This is a genomic window from Fictibacillus arsenicus, assembly GCF_001999465.1.
GTDB classification, from domain to species: Bacteria; Bacillota; Bacilli; order Bacillales; family Fictibacillaceae; genus Fictibacillus; species Fictibacillus arsenicus.
Genome location: NZ_MQMF01000002.1, coordinates 735,579 through 757,574 on the forward strand (window position 1 = coordinate 735,579; position 21,996 = coordinate 757,574).

The 21,996-nt window shown below is 38.7% G+C and carries 22 protein-coding genes and 1 pseudogene; 3 read left to right on the forward strand and 20 right to left on the reverse strand.

Features of this window, described 5'->3' with window-relative positions:
* Positions 1-593: 593 nt before the first annotated feature.
* The 6 genes and pseudogenes from UN64_RS10970 to UN64_RS20915 all read right to left on the reverse strand — a co-directional run bounded on the left by UN64_RS10970 (position 594) and on the right by UN64_RS20915 (position 4,275).
* A complete protein-coding gene (locus tag UN64_RS10970) occupies positions 594-989 on the reverse strand; it encodes a YciI family protein (protein WP_077362593.1) in 396 nt (131 codons plus the stop codon).
* Positions 990-1,070: 81 nt separating this feature from the next.
* On the reverse strand, positions 1,071-2,321 hold the full coding sequence (locus UN64_RS10975) for an RNA polymerase sigma factor (RefSeq protein WP_077362595.1): 1,251 nt from the start codon (positions 2,319-2,321) through the stop codon (positions 1,071-1,073).
* A gap of 2 nt (positions 2,322-2,323) precedes the next feature.
* Positions 2,324-2,731, reverse strand: a complete 408-nt coding sequence (locus UN64_RS10980) for a YciI family protein (protein WP_077362596.1) — start codon at positions 2,729-2,731, stop codon at positions 2,324-2,326.
* A gap of 211 nt (positions 2,732-2,942) precedes the next feature.
* Positions 2,943-3,353, reverse strand: coding sequence for a DUF2750 domain-containing protein (locus tag UN64_RS10985; RefSeq protein WP_216352796.1), 411 nt, complete (start codon positions 3,351-3,353; stop codon positions 2,943-2,945).
* Between the two features lie 114 nt (positions 3,354-3,467).
* A complete protein-coding gene (locus UN64_RS10990) occupies positions 3,468-3,749 on the reverse strand; it encodes an antitoxin Xre/MbcA/ParS toxin-binding domain-containing protein (RefSeq protein WP_077362598.1) in 282 nt (93 codons plus the stop codon).
* 232 nt (positions 3,750-3,981) lie between these two features.
* Positions 3,982-4,275 (reverse strand): annotated as a pseudogene (locus tag UN64_RS20915) (YolD-like family protein).
* A gap of 216 nt (positions 4,276-4,491) precedes the next feature.
* Here UN64_RS20915 and UN64_RS11000 point away from each other — a divergent pair.
* Positions 4,492-5,373, forward strand: coding sequence for a phosphatidylinositol-specific phospholipase C/glycerophosphodiester phosphodiesterase family protein (locus UN64_RS11000; RefSeq protein ID WP_077362600.1), 882 nt, complete (start codon positions 4,492-4,494; stop codon positions 5,371-5,373).
* A 552-nt stretch (positions 5,374-5,925) separates the two neighbouring features.
* Here UN64_RS11000 and UN64_RS11005 read toward each other — a convergent pair.
* The 13 genes from UN64_RS11005 to UN64_RS11060 all read right to left on the reverse strand — a co-directional run bounded on the left by UN64_RS11005 (position 5,926) and on the right by UN64_RS11060 (position 16,614).
* Positions 5,926-6,279: a hypothetical protein gene (locus UN64_RS11005; RefSeq protein WP_077362602.1), complete on the reverse strand. Its 354-nt coding sequence runs from the start codon at positions 6,277-6,279 to the stop codon at positions 5,926-5,928.
* A gap of 181 nt (positions 6,280-6,460) precedes the next feature.
* Positions 6,461-7,465, reverse strand: a complete 1,005-nt coding sequence (locus UN64_RS11010; RefSeq protein ID WP_281249421.1) for a serine hydrolase domain-containing protein — start codon at positions 7,463-7,465, stop codon at positions 6,461-6,463.
* Positions 7,466-7,619: 154 nt separating this feature from the next.
* Entirely contained in the window at positions 7,620-8,150 is a 531-nt protein-coding gene (locus UN64_RS11015) for a hypothetical protein (RefSeq protein WP_077362604.1), read from the reverse strand.
* Positions 8,151-8,561: 411 nt separating this feature from the next.
* The gene (locus UN64_RS11020; RefSeq protein ID WP_077362606.1) at positions 8,562-9,569 is read right to left on the reverse strand and encodes a FecCD family ABC transporter permease; all 1,008 of its coding nucleotides are present in this window, start codon (positions 9,567-9,569) and stop codon (positions 8,562-8,564) included.
* Positions 9,566-10,609, reverse strand: a complete 1,044-nt coding sequence (locus UN64_RS11025) for a FecCD family ABC transporter permease (protein WP_077362608.1) — start codon at positions 10,607-10,609, stop codon at positions 9,566-9,568. Before UN64_RS11025 ends, UN64_RS11020 begins: the two co-directional genes overlap by 4 nt.
* 296 nt (positions 10,610-10,905) lie before the next feature.
* Positions 10,906-11,850 (reverse strand): iron-hydroxamate ABC transporter substrate-binding protein, encoded by a 945-nt coding sequence (locus UN64_RS11030; protein ID WP_077362610.1) that lies wholly within the window; start codon positions 11,848-11,850, stop codon positions 10,906-10,908.
* 69 nt (positions 11,851-11,919) lie between these two features.
* Complete coding sequence (locus tag UN64_RS11035) at positions 11,920-12,732, reverse strand: ABC transporter ATP-binding protein (protein WP_077362612.1); 813 nt, start codon at positions 12,730-12,732, stop codon at positions 11,920-11,922.
* A gap of 431 nt (positions 12,733-13,163) precedes the next feature.
* Positions 13,164-13,949 (reverse strand): cupin domain-containing protein, encoded by a 786-nt coding sequence (locus tag UN64_RS11040; protein WP_245802008.1) that lies wholly within the window; start codon positions 13,947-13,949, stop codon positions 13,164-13,166.
* 268 nt (positions 13,950-14,217) lie between these two features.
* Positions 14,218-14,862 carry a pentapeptide repeat-containing protein gene (locus UN64_RS11045; protein ID WP_077362616.1) on the reverse strand — a complete coding sequence of 215 codons (645 nt, stop codon included), beginning with the start codon at positions 14,860-14,862 and terminating at the stop codon, positions 14,218-14,220.
* Positions 14,863-14,983: 121 nt separating this feature from the next.
* Entirely contained in the window at positions 14,984-15,457 is a 474-nt protein-coding gene (locus UN64_RS11050) for a YjdJ family protein (RefSeq protein WP_077362618.1), read from the reverse strand.
* Positions 15,458-15,566: 109 nt separating this feature from the next.
* A complete protein-coding gene (locus UN64_RS20920; protein WP_171978873.1) occupies positions 15,567-15,704 on the reverse strand; it encodes a hypothetical protein in 138 nt (45 codons plus the stop codon).
* Positions 15,705-15,764: 60 nt separating this feature from the next.
* Complete coding sequence (locus UN64_RS11055) at positions 15,765-15,971, reverse strand: hypothetical protein (RefSeq protein WP_077362620.1); 207 nt, start codon at positions 15,969-15,971, stop codon at positions 15,765-15,767.
* Between the two features lie 133 nt (positions 15,972-16,104).
* Positions 16,105-16,614: an LURP-one-related family protein gene (locus tag UN64_RS11060; protein ID WP_077362622.1), complete on the reverse strand. Its 510-nt coding sequence runs from the start codon at positions 16,612-16,614 to the stop codon at positions 16,105-16,107.
* A gap of 212 nt (positions 16,615-16,826) precedes the next feature.
* Between UN64_RS11060 and UN64_RS11065 the strand changes: the two genes are divergently transcribed.
* Both UN64_RS11065 and UN64_RS11070 read left to right on the forward strand, forming a co-directional pair.
* The gene (locus UN64_RS11065; RefSeq protein WP_171978874.1) at positions 16,827-18,995 is read left to right on the forward strand and encodes an FUSC family protein; all 2,169 of its coding nucleotides are present in this window, start codon (positions 16,827-16,829) and stop codon (positions 18,993-18,995) included.
* 87 nt (positions 18,996-19,082) lie between these two features.
* On the forward strand, positions 19,083-19,274 hold the full coding sequence (locus UN64_RS11070; protein ID WP_077362624.1) for a YfhD family protein: 192 nt from the start codon (positions 19,083-19,085) through the stop codon (positions 19,272-19,274).
* Between the two features lie 118 nt (positions 19,275-19,392).
* Here UN64_RS11070 and mngB read toward each other — a convergent pair whose 3' ends face one another.
* A complete protein-coding gene (mngB, locus tag UN64_RS11075) occupies positions 19,393-21,993 on the reverse strand; it encodes a mannosylglycerate hydrolase (RefSeq protein ID WP_077362626.1) in 2,601 nt (866 codons plus the stop codon).
* Between the last annotated feature and the right edge of the window lie 3 nt (positions 21,994-21,996).

The window sequence follows — 21,996 nt, forward strand, 5'->3', positions numbered from 1 at the left end:
ATGAAGTATGCTTTACAATATTTCCTACAAAGACTAATCAATAACAAGATCCTTTCCTTTTTTGATTACATTATTAGTATTGATTTCATCCAGTTTACAATCAGAAAAGTGGCATCCGCTGCTTTTAACGATAAGAGCTATTATTCCCAAATTGAATGGGGAAAAATGTCCCGAGCCCAGTAATCGCCAGATGGGGTCAGTTTTGTTTGCACAGATCTTACTTCCATAAAGCAACAACTCCTTTAGTATATAGAGGAAAAATAGAAAACAGGTGCCCCTTATTCTAACGAGTTCTCTTTGAAAGGAGAAAAATTGTAATTCGCAAGCCTTTTAGCAGGTGAAATAGCACTATAATTGGATATGTAAATGACATTAAAAAAACGCCCAGATTTTTGTCTGGTCGTTTACTTTTAGCTTTCTTTTCGCAATCGCACCCGATTGTGGAATTTTTACTTTATATCTTTATAACCTTTTCCTACAACTGTTTTTTTATCTAACTCAACATAAACTATAAGATTCCCTAACACCTTCCACTTTGATCGCTCATCATTGATTAGAAAATAGCTTAAAATAAAAAAGAAGCCCCTCTATCACTAGGAAATGACTTTTTTATGTAACTCATTTATCTTAAAGTAATGCACCGGACGAATTTCTATGCGCCAGCCAAAATCTTCTCCACTGCTCACTTGTGTTGTCGGATGAAGAGCGGCCAACTGAATCGCTTCATCCATGTCCTCAGCTTCGATAAGGAAGATACTGCCGATTAGCTCTTTCGATTCTGTAAAAGGACCATCTGTTACGGTTACCTTACCATTCACACGGCGTAAGCTTTTTGTCTCTAGCTGCAGACCGGCATCGATTAACACATTTCCGCTATCATAAAATTTCTCGAGGTGTGGCTGGCATTCACTCATAACTGCCTCAATCTCTGCATTTGGGCGAGCATCCATTTTTTCAGGGATTAAATAACCCATACCTAAAAATATCATAATCATCTCTCCTATATACTCGAATTTTTTTGTATATGTCAAACATCAAACTGTAAAATCGACTAAACTATAATATATTTTTTATTCCATACAAACTTTAGCCTGTTTCAATAGGAATTTCTGTTCCTGTACATTTTGTGTTAACGAAGCAGCACGCTGGAATTCTTCAAATGCTTCCCTCTTTCTCCCTAGCTTTAGGAGAAAATTACCCTTTACGCTCGGAAGCAAATGATAGTTCTTCAACGTCTGCTCCAAAAGTAGAGAATCAACAATCTCCAACCCTGCCTCTGGCCCAAATGCCATCGATATAGCAACCGCACGATTCAATTCTACTATGGGAGAAGGTGCCACCTGGGCAAGGGCATCGTATAGGGCTGAAATTTCTTGCCAATCCGTTTCCGTTGCTGTTCGTGCCTTGGCGTGACAAGCAGCTATAGATGCTTGCAGTGAGTACGAACCATAGGTACCACCCATTTGCTCAATCCGCTTCAGCGCAGAAAAGCCACGATGAATCAAAAGATCATCCCAAAGCACCCGATTCTGATCCTGAAGCAATATCGGCTCTCCTGATGGACCAATGCGAGCTTTGAAACGTGAGGCTTGGATTTCCATGAGGGCAATCAGGCCATGTACTTCCGGTTCCTCAGGGAGAATTTCCGCCAAGATCCGACCAAGACGAATGGCTTCATTACACAGTGTTGGACGAATCCAGTTCTCACCGTCGTTTGCAACATATCCTTCATTAAACATGAGATAGATCACTTCCAGAACGGATGAAATACGGCTTGCAAGCTCATGTCCATGGGGAACTTCTAAAGGTACCTTTGAAGCAGAAAGTGTACGCTTTGCTCTAACGATTCGTTGTGCAATGGTTGATTCCGAAATAAGAAATGCTCTTGCAATTTCATCTGTCTTTAATCCGCATAACAGTTTAAGCGTTAAAGCGACTCGAGCTTCCCTCGAAAGCACAGGATGACACGTGGTGAAGATGAGACGTAAAAGATCGTCATTGATGTCCTCTTCAATTGAATCATAGTCCGTTTTTATTTGGAATTCCATATTGCGCCCGATTTCCTCATACTTTTGATCACGTAATTTGTTTCGACGCAGATGATCAATCGCCTGACGTTTGGCAACAGTCATGAGCCAGGCTCCCGGTTTTTCCGGTATGCCTGACTCCGGCCATTTTTCAAGTGCAATGGCCAACGCATCTTGCGCTAAATCTTCTGCAATAGAGACATCTTGAACAATTCGGGCAACTCCAGCAATGATTCTGGCTGATTCGACTGTCCAGATCCCTTCAATGGTTCGGTGAGTTCCGTATGTTGTCACTACTATGATTTCTCGCGTAATTTAGCTTCTTTTGCCAACATTTCGGTCAGCTCTGGTGCCTCAAATACTTGACGCAATTCAATCTGACCCTCCCCATGTCCTTGCGGGTCCGGCATTCGCATGGCCCACTCGATGGCTTCCTCCCTCGACTTCACATCAATCAAAATGAACCCGGCAATCAATTCTTTGGTTTCCGTAAATGGACCATCCGTAACCACCGGTTTTTCCCCTGGTTTCGGATACGAAATGCGAATCCCATTTGAACTTGGATGAAGTCCTTTAGCCGCAACCCGCACACCTGCCTTAACTAATTCCTCATTGTACTTCTTCATGGCTTCATTGAGCTCTGAGCTCGGGCGATTTCCAGCTTCCGAATTCTTCGAGGCTTTGACAATTAACATAAACAGCATAAATCTTCCTCCTTATTTTTAGTTAATTTCTTTTTAGAAGACCTTTTTACTCGGCCGTTGTATAAATACAACGAACAAGAAAAAGCAAAATCGACAACAATCATAAAAAATCTTTGCCAAATTATCTAAATGGAAATATGGGCAAATTCTTACTTCAATAAAAAAGAGTACATTTCCTTCTTGAAGAAATGCACCCGATTGTTGAGCAACCTCAGTATTTTTCCAGCTCGTATGTTATATGTTCTAATAATTCATTTGGCTTTACATCATAACCTGTTGCCTTTTTACCACTCCAATTAACACCAACATATAAACCATCTTCTTCCAGACCAGTTATCCATTTGTTTATAAAATCATCTAATTTAATCTCATAAGGTTGAAATTCTCTATAAGCATGAACATTTTTATTGATTTTGACTACTTTTGATTCTAATGACCAAAAAGGAAGTACGGTTTCGCCGTTTAGATTTGTTGAAGTAGGAAATCCCCCATCATCCTTTAGAGTCCAAACCTTTTTGTGTACTACTACCCCTTGTATAAAATCGTGATATTGGGCCGATGCTTGACTCAGAAAAACCACCTCATATACTACACATATGACATTATGTATCTTGATCTTCATTTCTATAAAAAGGTTCCTTTCTCTTTGAAGAAATACACCTTTTGTTGAATAAGATTTTATCCTACCCTAAAGGAATCCACTCAACTAAACTACCTTTTAGTTTAATATTTATTATTAATTTGGAAGGCTAATTATTAACATTTTTAATGCTTTAAGACCCTTTTCTGATTGCATTAAATCAATAGCTTTTTTATTATCTAACAATTTAAGTTCTGTATTTAACCATTGTTCAATTACACTTTCACCTAAGATCCCAACCAGTGCATTAAGGACATCATTTGGAATATTTGAATTGAAATTTTCTTTTATTTCTACACTTGGAAAACTGCTAGCGAATTTATTCCAATATTCTTCGTTATAGCTATTAGATAAAGAATTGATTGCTGGATATTTCATTCTAAATATCACCTATTTCTTAAGGATTATTTTCCTTTATTCCACCTTATTGTTTTTCGATTTAATTCATTCTGCAATTAATTTTTAACCATCCATACTCAACAATCCTGCACGTTTGTTGAATAACTTACCAATTCAAGTTGTACATGTTCAAATCCTTTCTAATCCTTTCTTACTCCACAATCTTTGCCCGTTTGTTGAATAACAAGATTAATAGTAGGAGTTTATAACCCTAGTGAATTCTGACATCAATGATATCCATTAATTTTAATCTGCAAATTTCCTCTTGAGCATCTTGAATATGCAATTCTTTATTGAACAGATTTACGTAGTGTACCTTTCCAATCAGCAAATGATAGTCATAGTTATGAAAGTATGTAAAACAAAAGCTTCAGCCCTCTTCCATCCCTTGATAGATGGTTTCCTGTATGAGTTCCATCTGCTGTTCATCTAAAACCGCCTGTTGTTTCTTTTTATGCTCCTGATCATATTCTCGTAATAACTTCACATGTTCCGGTAAGAACATCCCCTGCCATTTTATATTCCCTCGATCTCGCAGTATTTAATACCACCCATTTCATTCTTTTTATAAGAACATACGTTCTTATATTATCAAGAATAGTTGGATGGTGACTACTGGTTGTAAACAATCTTTATTATTTGTTAAGTTTCTGTTGATTTCATGTTTTTATCAAGATTGTGAAGTAGGATAAAAAGTGAATTTATATAAGGAGGAAAAGAAATGATGAAGAGATTGAAGTTAATGATGTCTTTGACCTTAACAGCAATCGTGATGCCGGTATCAACCACATCGGTTTTCGCAGCACCTGAGTTAAATGATTCAACTATTGTCCCTCTTGCAAAAGCCCATGCGCACAATGACTATGAACACGAAAGACCGCTTTACGATGCACTGGACCATGGCTTTACTAGTGTGGAAGCTGATGTATGGCTGAAAGATGGAAAACTGCTTGTAGCCCATGACGAGGCAGATGTAAAACCAGAACGAACGTTAGAGTCTTTATATTTAGAACCCCTTAAACAAAAGATCACTCAGAACCAAGGATCTGTCTACAAAGATAAAAACCAAGATTTCTTACTGTGGATTGATGTTAAATCAGAAGATGTTACGACATATAAAAAGATTCATGAACAGCTCGCTAAATATCAAAAGATGCTGACGAAATTTTCAAGAGTTGGAGTCGACCAAAAAGCTGTGACCGTAATTATCTCAGGGAATCGCCCACGAGAATTGATGGAGAACCAAGTTGTTCGTTACGCAGCGTATGATGGACGAATGGATGATCTAGATACACATGCGCCAAATGACTTTATGCCTGTTATCAGTGATAACTGGACGAAACATTTCTCATGGCAAGGAACAGGTGAAATGCCAAAGGAAGAGCGAGACAAGCTGAACCATATCGTAGAAACAGCACACAACAACGGACAGATGGTCCGGTTTTGGGCTACCCCTGATCTCTCGCTACCAAACCGTAAAGCTGTTTGGGATGAGCTTATGAAAGCAGATGTGGACTTAATTAACACAGACGATCTGTCAGGTCTACAGAAGTACCTACTCGAAAATGACCCAGATCCTACTGGGCAGCATATAAAGTGGTAAACAAATCTAAAAAACACTTTCGAGTTTCTTGCTGTGAAAACTGTTAACAGTAAGAGGATAACCTACGGCAACCATATATTACTTTGTTTGAGAGATGTTTATTTCTAAGAAAATTATTTTTCTTATTGCTTTTTAAACACTTGTTTAATTTTAGAGACCCTATACCCTTAGCTATCCACAAAAAGCCATGAAAAGGACCGAATCTCAAGTAAATAGATTCGGTCTTACCCTTTGTTTATGATTTCTTCAGTTAACTTTAAGAAGTCATTTAAGTGGTCTTCGATTATCTTATGGACAATCACGAGGTAGCTTAAAATATAAAAGAGGCACCTCTATGACTAGGAAATGCCTTTTTTATGTTAACTCATTTATCGTTCTTAAAGTAATGAACAGGACGGATTTCTATGCGCCAGCCAAAATCTTCTCCACTGCTCACTTGTGTTGTCGGAATTATTAATTCGTTTTCGTTAAAGGATTTAAAAATTTTTTCGTTAGTATTAAATTAATTACTATTATTAGTATCATCTGATATTCATTTACCGCGAATTAATTTTACTTCCAAATTTCTTCTATGGTTTCATTTAGATCCTTTGAAAACCGAAAACTTGCAACAGGGTCATCATCTTCCTCATGATAAAACAACCCTACAATGACATTGTTCGTGGGCTTACAAACTATACCTTTAACTCTACCTTGACTCCATGTTCTGGGCATAATCTGACCTTCTAAGCTAGAGAATAAATTTTCAATACTTTCTTTATCTCCGAATAACCTATTTACTATCGAAGAATACTCTAACTTATCTAAATCACCATGACTTTCAGTTGCGCCTCTAGCCATATTAGCTATGACAGTATATATAATATTATTTTTCTTTATTAACTCCTTTAGATTATGTTGTATCACTTAATTAACACCTTCCTATTTAGATCTTGGTTCTATCCATATTCCAGGTTTTACTTCTATTAACCTAGCTTTTTATGCTGCTTATTCTACGTTGGTTCATAAAAAAATACTTACTGGATCAACGCACCCGATTGTTGAAGAAAACTATGTAGTAAAGAACGAGTCAATTAATTAAATATTTCTATTTGAATATATCTGCAACTATATTACTGAACTCTCTTAGATAATGAAGGTAGTTGTCTCCCCCGTAGTTATATCTCTTATTATACATTTTTGCCACGACAAGATTATGTTTAGGAATGACTAACAGAGTTGGTCCAGTTATACCTAAGATTTGATAAGAACCTTCAGGCACCCTCTCTCCTATTTCGCTTTTAAGGGATGGTGTATCTTGTACATACCAAAACAATCCGTTTTGTGGTGTATCTTTATCTTTGTAAATTGGGTTTTGTACTTGGGTAGCTAATCGTATTACTTTTTTTGGTACAATTTGTTTGCCATTCACAAATCCATTATTCAAATGAAGATTACCCCATAACGCAAACTCACGAGCTGTGGTATGCAGGTTTGAGTCACTGCCATCATCTGTACTTCCTAATTTAAATGTTGCAACTTCGTTTGGACTATCAATAACTTGCACCAGTTTTTCATTAGGTTTTGTATACCAAGCAGTTTCTTTAATACCTAATGGTAGAAATACTCTTTCTTTTAGTAATTCGGGAAAACTCTTTCCATAAAGCCTTTTTATTAATTCTGTCATCATTAATACGTTAATTCCTCTGTAAGCCCACCCCTTACCTAAGTCGAACTCTCTAAAAAGAGTTCCATCATCTTTCTGGTGTAATCCATGAGAATGAGTAACTAAATGCCTTATAGTTGTGTTTGCAAGCAATTCCTTATCGTATTCATCGAAGTAATCTATTGCATAGTCATCAAGACTTTTAATTTTATTTTCATACAAAGCAAAAGCTACCGCTAAACCTAAGTAGCTTTTTCTTGCAGATGCTACGTTAAACTCAGAGGTTTCTGTAATTGGTGTTGAACTTACTGAATTAGAATGATAGCCACAATATTGCTCTAATATAATTTCATTCTCCTTTATTACCACCAATGAAGAAGCACTACTATGATTAAGCTCCATTATTTCTTCTACATATGAAATTAGTCTTTGATAGTTTTCTGCCACTTTCTCTTCATCCCCAGTTAATATGAGTTATCTTTATGTACTCCTTATTCAACAATCCTGCACGTTTGTTTAATAAGTTCCATAAAAAAAGGCGTTAATCCTTCTTAGATCAACGCACCCTTATACTAAATAACGGATTTTCTAATATTTATCCTTAACGAACAATTTCCACCACAATGTTTCCAGAAAGTTCATTATTGATGTAAATAAGTAAATTCCAAATCCCGGAGGAAGGAAATAGCAAATTTGATGGCATATTCACTTCATTTTCATTTATTTGAGCAGCTTTGTAAAATTCACCCTCAAATATAGTAATTAATTCTTTTGAGTCTTTATTAAACCCCATTACTTTAACTGGTTGATCTTTAATGTTTCTTTTACCCCAATAGAACCAAAAATACTTCTGCTTTTGACTGGCCGTAATTGGGAAAGGACCAGTTATGCCAAAGCCATTTTTTTTCCCAATTACTTCGTAAGATACACTTTCACCGGTTTTTTGATCTGTAGTTTGATATGTAAACTTTCTTGTAGGATTCCACTCATAGTATTGATCTGGAATTAAACCTTCATGTTTTAATTCCAGATTTTTGGCTTTTTTGTCTTCAGCTTTACTGTCTGTATCACATCCAGTAATAAAGAATAACAAAAAAGTTAAATATGCTAAAAAAACAAATATTCTTTTCAACCAAACCGTACCTCCTGATATCTTAACTTCTCTTATAACGGAATAACCTATAGTTCAAGAATGACTTCTAAAAGTCCTCCTTATTCCACAATCTGGCCGGTTTGTGGAATAAAAAATGCCTCTTATAAGCTTAATAAATATTAGATTTAATGTCTTTAATCCCTTCTCGTATAATTGGGAAGTTAAATAAAATAGAATTTGCATACCAAAACGCAGCGTGACAGAAATTATTTTCATCTTGCTAAAACTATGTAAATTGGGGTGCTGATTCTAATCCAATTTACATTGATAAATATAAACAAAAATAAGCCAGCTAATTCATATGCGAATTAGCTGGCTATTGCATTACTTTTATCTGTTTTGTACTCCAAAAGAGAACCTGTTAAGGTAAAGGAGGCAGCTTCTTGTTTATTATTTTTTTGCTAATAAGTACATAAAATACGGTGCCCCAATTATCGTTACGATGATTCCGGCTGGAATACCGCTTGGATCGAGGACGACTCTTCCTATCGTGTCTGCAGAAAGGAGCAGGATTCCTCCTATTAATGCAGCGAGGGGCAAGAACGCTTGATGCCGAGGACCTACGAGTGACCTTGCGATGTGAGGAGCCATCAGTCCGACAAAACCGATACCGCCGCTCACTGCAACAGATGCAGAAGCAAGTGCGACCGCGATCATGATTAGGACAATTCTCTCCCGTCCCACATTCACGCCAACACCAATTGAAACATTTTCATGAAGATTCAAGGTATTAAGCACATTTGACTTCAAGATTGTGATCGGAATCAGGATTAAGATCCATGGCAGTAATGATAGGACAAACACCCAATCATCACCCCAGATTCTTCCGGCTATCCAGTTCGCCATAAACGAGTAATCTTCCATATCTAATCTTGTTGATAATGTTAGCGTTGCTCCGTATAATGCAGCGGCCAGACCTACCCCGACGAGCACAAGCCTCGTTGGCTCAACTCCTTCGCCTTTTATGTATGACATGATGTAGATGACGGCCGCTGTTACCATACCTCCCGCAAGAGCAAAGAGCGGAAGCACGTATAAGAAGCTTGATGTTTCAACTGTGAAGAACATGATATAAACCACGACCATCAAACCTGCACCGGCATTGATTCCTAAAATACCAGGGTCAGAAAGCGGGTTCTTCGTCAAACTTTGCAGGATGGCACCAGACACCGCGAGCCCCATCCCCGCTAAGATTGCTACAAATATTCTTGGCAGCCGAAACTCAAACAAAATCAGATTTTCCCGAGGAGTGCCCTGTCCGATTATAATCCGAAACAGTTCTGCAGGAGTGAGTGACGCAAAACCTGTTGCTACACTAATTATAAAAACGGCTAGAAGCAGGATTATGGCTGCAATCGTTGTTATTCTAATTCTCTTAATCTGAGCAGAGTTCATCATGACAGTTTCCTTCCTCCTTTTCTAGCAAGGTATAGGAAGAAAGGAACACCGATCATAGCAACAACCGCGCCCACTGGTGTTTCATAAGGAGCATTAACTGTCCGAGCAAACGTATCTGCCAGCACCATCAGTACACTCCCAAAAATAGCCGAGCATGGTATGATCCAGCGGTAATCCGTACCAACAAGAAAACGTACGATGTGCGGGACCATAAGCCCAACAAATGCGATAGCTCCAACTAGTGAGACTGCTGCACCTGCAAGGATTAGTACGACCGTCATGAGAACAATTTTTGTGAGCAGCGTACGCTGTCCGAGCCCTCTTGCCACTTCTTCACCAAAACTAAGGATCGTGAGCTGTCTGGAAAACATAATGGCAATGAAGATTCCCACAATAACTACTGGCACGATCAGCTTCAGCTGTGCCCAGTTCGTTCCCGAAACACCGCCTGCTGTCCAGAATGCTAGGTCTTGAGAAAGTTTAAAATAAAGCGCAATTCCCTCTCCTAACGAAGAAAGCAGTGCAGAAACAGCTGCACCGGCTAGGGTGATCCGGATGGGAGATAGTCCTCCTCTGCTCATCGAGCCTAATCCGAACACCATTCCTGCACCTATTCCTGCACCAAGAAAGGAAATTAACATCACGGTAAAATAGTTTGCACCCGTGTTAAAAGCGAACACACACGCAAGAGCTAGACTTGCTCCCGCATTCAAACCAAGCAAGCCAGGGTCTGCAAGGGGATTTCGCGTCATCCCCTGCATGATTGCACCACTGACCGCAAACGCCGCACCGACGATCGCAGCACCAAGCTCCCTCGGTAATCGGAGGCTCATTATAATACGGTCCGCTTCCCTGCTAGGATCATAGTTTAAGATAGAATTCCAAACGGTTGGAAAATTAATCTGGGCCGCACCTACTGAAATCGCAAGACCCATACTCGCCAATAAGAGAATGAATCCAAACAGCAGAATCACTAAACCAACGGCAGGCCTTGAGTACACTTTATTATCTTTTATAAGCTTGGTCTTTGTTTTAAACATGGCCTGTTTTCCTTTTTGAGGCTTTTATTATTACTTTTGTAAGTGGTTGATTTCCGTTCCGTTCCAGAATGCTCGCTTTCCGCGGGGCGGGCGGTGAGCCTCCTGCCGCTTTGCACCTTTAGGCGTCTCACCTTCATGGAAGTATTCGTGCTCCTGCGTCTACAAGCAAATCCTGACGCGGCGTATTCCTCGTCGCATGCCTTGCAAGAAGTGTTTTCAGGTGGATGGCACGCAGGAGTCTCGCACCTTGCACTCCAATCAACATTCATGAAAAAGTGAAAAGAAAAAACAACCGATTATTTCTTTTTCGTTAATTCTTTTACAATGAAATCTAGTTCTTTTTCTAGTGAGATCGGGTCATTGAAATAGAATGACTCTGAATCGAACTTAATCGCGTTTCCGTTCTTAACTGCAGGAAGCTCTTTCCAAACATCTGACTCCAAGAATGAGTTATCAGGGTTACCTGCTCCTGATCCAACAAAGATATAGTCTCCTGCATATGTTGGAATCGTTTCAGTAGAGATCGCTTTCCAGCCAGGGCCGAATACATCTTCTTCTAATTTCTTAGGCGCTTTTAGTTCAAGAGCTTGATAGATTACTTCTGTTCCACGGCCCCAGTTCTCACCGTAAACATACATGTCTTTTCCGTATGCTTCCATAACCATGAACGTTTTATCTTCACCGATCGCGTCTTTTACTTTTTTGCGAGCGTCAGCTGCTTTCTTATCCCACTCTTCAACCCATGCTTTTGCTTCTTTTTCTTTGCCAACCATCTTACCAATTTCAACATGTTGTTCTTTATAGTCGTACTTGTCATATGTCATTGTAGCAGTTGGAGCAATCTCTTCATACTTCTTAATGTTTTTGTCGTCCGAATAGGTGATGATTAAATCTGGATCTAGCTCTAGAAGTTTTTCATAAGAATCTGCTGTAACCACTTCTGCTTCATCCAGTTTGTTGCCATAAAATTTGTTTTGTTTCGGATATTCGTTTACTGCAATCGGCGTAATTCCTAAATCTAGCAAGTTACCAGCGTATGTTGCTGCCATCATCGCAACACGTTTTGGTTCTGCAGGCACTTCTACATCACCATTCTCGCCTTTATAAATTCTCGTTTCTTTCTTGGAGTCTTTTTCTCCAGAACTTGCGCCTTCTTCTGATTTATTTCCGCATGCAGCAAGTGCGAACACGAGCAGCATTGTCATAAAAGTGATTAGTAGTTGTTTTGTGCGTTTCGTCATTTTGTTATCCCCCATACATTCGATAATAAAAATCATTCTCAGTTAACAGTAAAAAAGAAAGGCGATCAATTACGCCAAGTTCTCAACTAACTGAACATTTTTGATTAGATCATACGTCAGACAAACAGGCTTTCTCGTTCTCGGATCAACACCGATCTCGGCATCGATATGGAAAACGTTCCGAAGCACTGAACGTGTCATCACTTCTTCTGCCGTTCCCTCTTTCAGGATCGAGCCATCTTTCATCGCTACCATATGATGGGCAAACCTTGAAGCATGATTCAAATCATGTATCACCATGACGATCGTGCGTTTCTCATCACGGTTCAACTGGTGCAATAACTCAAGGACTTCTAACTGATGAGACAGATCCAAGTATGTAGTCGGCTCATCCAGCAAAATAATATCTGTCTCTTGTGCTAAAGCCATCGCGATCCAGACGCGCTGGCGCTGACCGCCTGAGAGTGCATCTACCGGACGGTCCTTAAACTCAGAAACACCCGTCACATGAAGAGCCCAATCGATCACTTCAAAATCTTTCTTCGTCAGCTTCCCAAAGCCTTTTTGATATGGAAATCTTCCGTAAGAAACTAGTTCTCCTACCGTAAGTCCTTCTGGCGAATCTGGAGACTGCGGCAAGATCGCCATCTTTTGTGCGATTTTCTTCGTTGACTCCTTGCTCACGGCCTTACCATCTAAGTAAACAGCACCAGACTTCGGATTCAATATGCGCGACAACGTTTTTAAAACCGTTGATTTTCCGCAGCCATTCGGTCCGATAATCGTAGTGATCTTTCCATCAGGAATGGAAATGTTGAGATCTTTCACAATGTCCCGTTCACCATAAGCAATATGTAATTGTTCCGCATACAGTCTGGACATGTTTCGCCCTCCTTTTGTACTGTTTGTAGCTCTATATTAATCAATTGAAAATGATTATCAATCTCGTTTTTCATTTTATTGGAATGCTTTAAGTGTGTCAATATGTTTTACAAAGTTTTCACAAAACAGTTATTTTCACTTTACTGTTACGGTACGTGTTCTTTTATTTATTACACGTTCGCTCAGAAATCCTGATCTTCGCTCAAAATTACCTCTGTACGCTCAAACTAGGTCACGTTTCGCTCAGAATCTTGCCGCTAAGCTCAAAGAGACCTGGTTTTGCTCAAACAAGGAGGATTCTTGTCTTAAAAAATCTATTTTACACAGCTGACCAAGATACCTCCAACAAAAAAAATTGACACCAAAAGCAGAAATGCAAGCTTCTGAGCCAATTTTTTTACTTCATAACGATAAAATTAAAATTTATTAACCTATTCACTCGCTTCAGCAGCCATTGCCGCCGCTTTTGTAGGGTGAACGGTTCCGAAGGGATGTTCAGGCGGTGCATAGATCGCATATAGTTTGAGTGGCTTATTGCCTGTATTGGTTAGGTTGTGCCATTTTCCAGCAGGAATCATGATGGCAAAATCGTCGTAAGCTGGAACTACAAAATCTAGTTGATCTTGGGAATCTCCCATCTGAACGATTCCTTCACCTTCTTCGATCCTTAAAAATTGATCGGTATTCGGATGAACTTCTAATCCGATATCATCTCCTACATCTATACTCATCAAGGTTACCTGCAAATGCTCGCCAGTCCATAAGGCCGTACGATACGTATTATTTTGTTTAGATGCTTCATTAATATTAATAACTAACGGTTTTCCTCCATAATCTCTAATTTCTGCTGGAGTATCTCTGTATAACCATTCCATTCGAGATGCACTTTCCTTTTTCTCTGCTGAAGCTTGCATGAAGATTTGCTGAACATAAGGGTTTTCACTGCGCTGACAGAGGTTCTGATAAGCATGGCAACCTTCTGTTTCCGCTGTATAAGCGATTTTCAATCCATCTTTGTAACCATAAAAAGCCACCGGATCTACATGGTATTCAGGCTGAGATCCAGTAAGAGAAAGATAATGCTCTGTAAATTGCTGCAGATGATTTTGTTTGCCCTCAAGTGCATAAAGAATGTGATTCCTATGATGCTCATTAGGCGCAGTATGTGCTAACCTCTGGTATAAATTGATCGCTGAAGCTTCTCTTTGAATACTCATAAGTAAAGCTTCTGCTTGTGAATGGTCATTACGGTAGTAAGAATTATACACTCTGCTCATTCCCTTCAAAGACTTATGGGATTATCTTATGCCTATGTCTTAAGAAGGTACCCCCTTCTCAATCAGCACGAAGGATGGTATACTAGTTTAGCGATGAGCTAATTTGCATAAGACGAGATTGACGCGCCTTTTTGGCAATGCACTATGTGGAGTGCTGTCTCTCGCCGCAATACGCACAAAAGACGTCCTGCTGGACGTCTTTTTTCTATTACTCTTTAATTTTAAGTCCTAACAATCTTGAGAATCCTATCGCTTGATTAGGTGAAACTTCGCACCCTTTTAAACTTTCAGAAGAGACATTGATCTGCTCGTATCTGCACGTGCTTATATCAATGCCTTTTAGAATCGTCTGTGTAAAATCCACATCATTCAGATCGCAGTTTTGTAAACGAACCTTATTTAATTTAGCATCGAAAAAATTAGCGCTTCTTAATGAAGTTCCCTCGAATCCAACTTGTTTGAAACGAGTCTCCGTAAAATTGCTTAAGTTTAAATCACAGTCCTCGAAAAGGACGTTGCCAAGATTAGCTCCTGAAAAATCCACGCCCAACAGTTTGCATTCTTTAAACGTGACTCTATGTATAATACCTTCGCACATGCGTGTATTCGATAGATTACAATTCTCAAAAACCACATCCGTCACATCGATGTTCATAAACGTACAATTCATAAAAGTCGTATTCTTAAAAATAACTTTTGAAAAGACAACCTTATCCATTACTTCATTGTCTGCTTGGGAGTTAACGATTGTACAGTTTATGAGTTCCGGCTCTTCTTCATAGAAGATATCTTGGAAATTCGCACTTCTTAAATCAGGATGAATTTTGGGTGATTCAATTTTTATTTTTGACATATTCCACCTCTGTTTTCTTCTAACTGTTCATAACTTTACAAGAAAACAAAAAGGTTTATAAGTCTTTATTTTTTCTTAAGATTGTGTGCAACGAGCTATCTCTTTTGGTTGGTTTACATGTTTAATTCAATATGTTTTCTTTTATTGGCAATTTCATTTTTATAACTGCCGAAGCCGTGATGCTCAATAATCCCATTACGATAAACAGCATAGTAAACAATTCAAGTCCTTTTGTTGGGGACTGATAAGTAAGTAAGCTTGCTAGCATCAATAACAGTCCAAGTATGTCAAGGAACATAAACAATTTGTTTCTTTGATTCCTTAGCAGCCAGGTAGCGGCTAGTATAATGATATACAAACCACTAACTGCCATAAGAATTGGAAAGACCGGCTTAAATTTTGCTGCATAAATAAAGTGGTCGAGTCCGGAAATATCCGAAGGTGCTGTCACAGCTCCGTTCAGCCATTTTGAGATAATAGCCGAGTGATTCCACTCCCATTGAACATCTCTTAATTCGCTTCCTTCATACCAAGCAGAAAATGTTGAGAACAGAAACGTAAAGATTGCTATCCCATATTGAATGATATAAGTCATATTCCACACCTCTTTCCTTGAGACGGTCTACCTTATTTTAAATGTATGAAGTTCTAGAGTTCCAGCTTTTTTCCAAACTGCGCCTCCATCTTTTCGGTATTATATTTGTTTAATACCGTTGATTTTCTTTAATTTCTTCCAACAGTTCTGTTATTCTTTCATTTTGTTTATGATTTTTTCTAAGCTGGCTTTCAATTCCTAAAAGTGTAATAAAAATCAAAAAAAATGCAACAAGAGCGAATATCACAGCCAACCCTCCTATATTTAAAGATGACGTTTCTCCTCAAAGTTTCTACTAAAATTAAAACTATGTGCAGCAATACGTTGCTCTTTTCAACTGCTCTTTTGGAATATAAATTTCACCATTCTCCACCTTGTAATCTACCCCGCCATCCCTCAATCTCATAGTCACATTTTCCCCTGCTTCGGACCAATGGATATATTCTCTATCCTCGTTATTTTGACAAGCAGTTAATAATAGGATCAAAAGTAATATCAGCAGTCTAGCATTCAAAGTAACTCTCCTTTAAAATCCGTTTCCTTGAAATAGGAGTCTCGGTATAAAAAAATACAACAATAAATACGACGGCAAGTGCCATCATAACCCAAAACAATTTACTCATTGCTGTATATAACCTCTTGTCATTTTAAGTAGCCGCTCCTCCTCCAGCATTCGCACTGTTGTTTTTTTCGATTGCATTTACGCCCATCACAACTGCGATCAGTTCTTCAGTGGATAATGAATCCGAGTAATTTTTTAATTCGAAAGCTGCTGATTGAAAGAAGCCGTTCACTTTTTTGAACGTTGCTATTTCCGATTTGTTCTCATCAAGTATGGTGTATTCTTTTGAAAATGCCGGTGATTCAATTTCATATGTGGCGTTATGAGTGAGATAATGATACCGTTTCGAGAAGAATGAGAAAGAGGATTTAACCTCACCTAACTCAGTCCCATCTGGTTGTTTGATGTTCCATCTTCCTGAGAAAAAAGGAAAGCTTCCTTCAACAACAACTTCTCCTTTTTCATTCTCCACGTTCAAACTCGAACCGAATGCACTCTTTAAATCAATTTCTCCAATTCTTTCTTGAGATTCATTGTAAATATCCGTTTTCCCCGAAGAGAAAAAATTATCATTAAAGTATACGCATTTTTCCATAGTTACCACCTCTATTTAAATGTGGATGTTACTTTTTCTTTGGAAACTTATCCTCTCTATATTCCACAGATTGGAAGTATATTCCTTTGTGAATTAGCAATGTGCAATCTCCTGTGCATGTTTACAGGTGTAAAAGGCAATAACTTGGGATAATAAATAAGCGTGTGGTAGGATGATACTTATTCTTTATCGGGAGAAACGGGGTGAAATAGATGAGAAATCTTCATAGAAAACATGACTGGCTCGGCAGACTGCTAGCCTCGGACCCGGGAAAGATCCGCTTTTATAAAGCTAGCCGCGCGACGATCAGCTTAATTGCCTCAGTTTTTACAACACTATTGATCATGCGTGCTGCTGGTAATTTCGTTATCACACCTTCCATTGTTGCCGGTATGGCTGGATTGCTCGGAATCATGGCGGTCATGGATGACACGAAGGAAAAGATGAAAGTAACGACCTTGCTGATGGCCCCTTCAGCCATGTTTGGGATAACGATCGGCTCTTTATCCGGCAATGCGTATTACATCGATGTGATGATGATCATTATCATTTTTTGCAGTTTTTATTTGACCCGCTTTGGGGTGAGGTATTTTTCTTTATCGATGATCGCTTTTATGACGGTTTATATCTCTTCTGTTTTAAAGCTGCACAGCAACCAGCTGCCTTGGTTTTTCGCTGGTATCGCGATCGGTATTCTTTACGCGTATGTTGTGAATTTTATCCTCTTTCAAGGTACGGCAAAAAATCTTAAGAAAAGTATTCGTTCTTTTCATTTCCAGAGCAATCTTACCTTTAATCTTTTACTTAATGCCATGAGAGACCCCGAAGTAAGTCTCAAACGCAAAAAAGAGATACAGAAGAATGTACTTAAGCTAAAAGAGTACGCCGTGATTGTGTCAGGATACATAAAAGCAGAAGATGTTAATGAAATGTGGCCAGGTTTAACTGCTTCACAGCTTCGGTTATACGTTTTTGATACCGGGATGCTTGCCGAAACATTATCTGATTCGATCCGGAGTTTGAAAACTGCGGATGCTCAAGACCTGGAGGAGATAAGACCTCTGCTCATAGAGGTCACCCAGTCTCTTCGAGATGCAAATGTACTTGCGCCGAATGAAGAAGGACAGAATTTAGAAGGAGCCGAACGAGCCGTTCAAAAGCTGCGTCTTATGATTCTGGACCTCTTGAATCGTGATCAAGAGCCAAAGGGCTGGGTATTTTTGATAAGACGTATTGAATCGATCGCGAACCATGTGATTGAAGGTGCTACTACGATACAACAGTCTTTGCATGAAAAAAAGACTGTCACAGCTGCATCAGAAGAAACGGAAGAAGTTTTAGAAGAAGATGCTCCAAAAGAAGATACAGGTTTGAAGCCTTCCACGAAAAAAGCTTATCAGGCGTTGGCAGCTGGTGTTCTGTCCATCATTATCGGAGAGATCATCTCCCCTACACAGCCGTACTGGGTTCTGCTTACTGCGTTTATCGTCCTGCTTGGAACTGAATCGATCGGCCGTATTTACACGAAAGGATACCAGCGTTCACTTGGGACTATTATAGGGGCAGTGATCGGCTTTTTGATGGCAAAGCTGTTATCCGGTCAGCCAGTTATTGAAGTTATCTTGCTGTTTGCCGTTATTTTCTTAGCTTTTTATTTACTCACCGTATCGTACACGATGATGAGTTTGTTCATCACGATGCTGATCGCGTTCATGTATGATATCTTGCTTGGCGGTATTACGTTTGAGCTTATCGGTGCCCGCGTTCTTGATACGATTGCAGGTGCATTGATCGCACTAGTTGTTTCAACGATCATTTTTCCGAAGAAAACCAAACAAAAAGTGGCCGAATCCATCAATGAATTTTTTGAAGAACTTAAACCATATGTTACTGAATATGTAAAAAGTTTTCGTGAGGATGTAAACGTTAAAGAGCTTTCTGAAAAAGGGTTTTCACTGGATCAAAAGCTGAAGGCTATAAGAGATGAAGCTCAAACTTTAATGCAGCGGCCAGGCTCTCCTGCCCATACGGATATGAGCCGGTGGTTCACGGTGCTGTCTGCCATCAATTATTACGCGAAGCATCTCGTCGCTTCATCCTATCGAAAAGGATTCGACTATCCAGAAGAATTGGTAGAAGTGTTCAAAATGACCGAAGAAAAGCTTGGGCATAACATGGATACACTAATGGAACTGCTTAAGCGAACTGAAGTGGAAGACCCTCTAATGTACAGTCTTGAAAACGAACGTGAGCAAATCGAACGACTCGCTCCAAGCAGAAAACACTCTCAGCGTGACTTAATCCATCATCTTTATTATGTATGGAGGATCAATCATTCGCTCATAGAGCTGGGTACAGAGTTAGGTGCCCGAGAAAAATAAAATCTTCTCAAATAAATTCTTCTCATAAAAATACTCTCAATTCCACAATCTAACAGAGTAAAAAAATTTCATGAGGAGATGATTTATTTGAGACACCATCATCATAAGGGAAACAAGGACAAAAATATTACTTCCCTTCCCCAAACCCCTAAGAATCAGATCGCAGATTCAAACAGTGAGGAGTACGAATTTGCAAAAGAATTGAACGCAGAGTACGAATTCGAAAAGAAGCCAGGTTTTGATACAACTGGGGTAAGACGAAAATCTGAAGAAGAATAGAAGGATTTAAATAAAGTTTAGCAGCAAAGAAACAGCCACGACCACTTGGTTTGGCTGTTTTTGTTTTATTCATCATTCTTTAAGCATTGAAAAAAGGCACTATGAAAGTGCCTTTTTTCTAGAACATGATTGACTTTACCTGGTTTTTTTTTACAACTAGTTGAACTTTGTTGTTTTTCAATTCAAGCTCTTCTTGTGATTTCTCATTTAAGTTTGTGAGTGAAGCATATTCCGTTTTATGCGGCAACTCATATACTGCCTGTTTTTCTTCATTTGTTGGATTGTACAAGCGTAAGATCAATTTATTCTCTTTTTCAGCTTTTTTCAAAGTACTCAATACGACGTTTGGCTCGACCTCTTTAAATAAACTAAACGATAGAGGTGTCTTTATTCCAGAATTGTTAAGCTTCATGGCGTCGTGTGGAATTTTATTATATGTTTCAACAGGTGTTAGATATTCTTTTGCAATTCGTGCCACGTTTGCTTCATGAGTGTGTGTTGCAATCGCAAAATCTATGGTTTGCTTTCCAATCATTTGAGAATCAGGAGTTGGTAATTTAATTCCAGATGGTCGTCCTGGTCTGCGCAGCATTTCTTCTTTACCAAGAAAACCGACACTCCTAAATAAAGTTATGGCAAGGGTATCAAAATTTTCACCAGTGATTTCATATTCTCTCGTACTGTTGGTAAGAACACTTACACCATAATCATTATTTGAAAGACCCGCATAGGTTAGCATCGGATAAATAGGATCTGGACGCTCGTCCCAATCTTCTTGTTCCCATACGTGTATGGCAGGGTCTATTACTGGACGTTTGATTAAGCCGAATTGATTATCGGATAGCGAGAATGCCGACGCGATGTTTGTCGGGATTAATGCTCTAAGCCGGTGATCCTTTGCATGATTGTTTATCTCCATTTTACAGTTGATTATCGGTTTATGATTTGGAACAGTAATAGTCAAATGAATCTCAACTGAATGATCAATCTCCTTCAATTTTCTTTTCTCTAGATTTGAAGGGACATCTAATCTATAATCTATTTCGATTGTAGCTTCATAACGGTTTTGATTTATTTTTACAGCTGCCTTTACTTGGTCACTATAGATCACGTCTTTATTTGGCAATGGAGAGAAATCATATTCATCTCCGTCATCTCCCTCATTTTCCATGAGAAGAACATTCTCAAAGAGCTGCTTCAGTTTTTTATCATAGATATTTAATGTTCCATTCGAATTAACCGTGATTTCGTAAAAATCCGTATCCACTTTGTCCACATTAGAGATAGAAGATGATGTTTTCTGTTCACTTTCTGAAACGAAAAACGTTTTATATCCTATTGCAGGAAGTGTTTCTTTAAATTGAATCGTATAGTTATAAAAAGGATCATAGTTGCCATAATGTACGATCTGTCTATCAATTAAACCAGGGTCCATGATTTCACTTTCAAGGATTTCGAAATCCAATTCATTGTCATCTTTATCTACTAATTTGAATGATTTCAACTTCGTTATCACATTCGTTGTAGTTACTTCGTTACGTTCATAAGGCAATAAATTGAAAACCGTTAAGCGATCTTCTTGTTTTTGAGTATCCAAGCTATCAACGATTTTACGCTTATAAAATTTAATCAACTGATCGACTTTTTCTTCAGCCAGGAAAAAACGATTGCATATTTCCCTGTGCACTTTATCAGAACAGCAGCAACCGATACTGTCGTGTGCATGATTCTTCATGATTTCTTTCCAAATCAGCTCGATTAAACCGTGATGATATTCAAATCCAAGGCTATATGCAAGTGAAGCTAATGGTTCTAATGTATTTGTGATTTTATTTTCGATTCTTGTGTTCGCAGCCTTAATATCCATTCTAGTCGAGTAGATACTGCGATGTACTCGCATGTATTTACCATCTAAAAACTCACCTTTTAAAGTTGGGAGATCCTGCTGCTTCTCAATTTCTGCAAACACATTTTCATATTTACTTAGGAAAAATTCCCGATCTGGGTAAAGCTTCCGCAACTTTTCAATTACCTCAAAAATATTCTTCTGAATGGGCATCTGATCATGACCATTAGGTAAAATGATGTTTTCTGTGGTTGCTCCTCGATCTAACACAGTGAAGTACTTATCCATCCGCTTTTGAAGAGCTTCTTCTTCCTCTGGTAAATACTTGCCTATCGCATAACCTAGAGGGAATAATTGTACAAGTACCTTCGATCCATCCTCTGTTTGCCAATAGAACTCCGTTTTGTCCGTACCATGGCGCTCTGAAGTTCCCCGCCAAAAGATGGAATAGTTAATATCAAACCCATTATAGATCATAGGCATCTGTGCGGATTGTCCAAATGAATCAGGGAGATAGCCAATTCGCATAAAATCTCCATACTCTTCACAATCTTTTATTCCGTATAATAGATTCCGAACGATTGATTCAGCTCCAACAATCATCTCGTCTGTCTGTGTATACCAAGGACCGATAATTAACCGGCCCTCTTGAACAAGTTTTTTTACACGTTGTTTATTTTCTGGTTTGACCGCAAAGTAGTCTTCTAATATAGAAGTTTGTCCATCCAAAACATAATAAGGATAATCCGGATTACTTTCTAACATATCCATGATCTCTTCCATATTGTTAACTAATAAAATTCTAGATTCTTCTGTTGAGAAATACCATTCTCTGTCCCAGTGCATATGTGGAACGATATGAACATTTTTCATTCT

Excerpts from the sequence above, each read along its gene's own strand:
- UN64_RS10970 (WP_077362593.1), bottom strand. The coding sequence starts at position 989 with ATGATATTTTTAGGTATGGGTTATTTAATCCCTGAAAAAATGGATGCT.
- UN64_RS10980 (WP_077362596.1), bottom strand. The coding sequence starts at position 2,731 with ATGCTGTTTATGTTAATTGTCAAAGCCTCGAAGAATTCGGAAGCTGGA.
- UN64_RS10985 (WP_216352796.1), bottom strand. The coding sequence starts at position 3,353 with ATGAAGATCAAGATACATAATGTCATATGTGTAGTATATGAGGTGGTT.
- UN64_RS10990 (WP_077362598.1), bottom strand. The coding sequence starts at position 3,749 with ATGAAATATCCAGCAATCAATTCTTTATCTAATAGCTATAACGAAGAA.
- UN64_RS11000 (WP_077362600.1), top strand. The coding sequence starts at position 4,492 with ATGATGAAGAGATTGAAGTTAATGATGTCTTTGACCTTAACAGCAATC.
- UN64_RS11020 (WP_077362606.1), bottom strand. The coding sequence starts at position 9,569 with ATGATGAACTCTGCTCAGATTAAGAGAATTAGAATAACAACGATTGCA.
- UN64_RS11025 (WP_077362608.1), bottom strand. The coding sequence starts at position 10,609 with ATGTTTAAAACAAAGACCAAGCTTATAAAAGATAATAAAGTGTACTCA.
- UN64_RS11030 (WP_077362610.1), bottom strand. The coding sequence starts at position 11,850 with ATGACGAAACGCACAAAACAACTACTAATCACTTTTATGACAATGCTG.
- UN64_RS11035 (WP_077362612.1), bottom strand. The coding sequence starts at position 12,732 with ATGTCCAGACTGTATGCGGAACAATTACATATTGCTTATGGTGAACGG.
- UN64_RS11040 (WP_245802008.1), bottom strand. The coding sequence starts at position 13,949 with ATGAGTATTCAAAGAGAAGCTTCAGCGATCAATTTATACCAGAGGTTA.
- UN64_RS11045 (WP_077362616.1), bottom strand. The coding sequence starts at position 14,862 with ATGTCAAAAATAAAAATTGAATCACCCAAAATTCATCCTGATTTAAGA.
- UN64_RS11050 (WP_077362618.1), bottom strand. The coding sequence starts at position 15,457 with ATGACTTATATCATTCAATATGGGATAGCAATCTTTACGTTTCTGTTC.
- UN64_RS11060 (WP_077362622.1), bottom strand. The coding sequence starts at position 16,614 with ATGGAAAAATGCGTATACTTTAATGATAATTTTTTCTCTTCGGGGAAA.
- UN64_RS11065 (WP_171978874.1), top strand. The coding sequence starts at position 16,827 with ATGAGAAATCTTCATAGAAAACATGACTGGCTCGGCAGACTGCTAGCC.
- mngB (WP_077362626.1), bottom strand. The coding sequence starts at position 21,993 with ATGAAAAATGTTCATATCGTTCCACATATGCACTGGGACAGAGAATGG.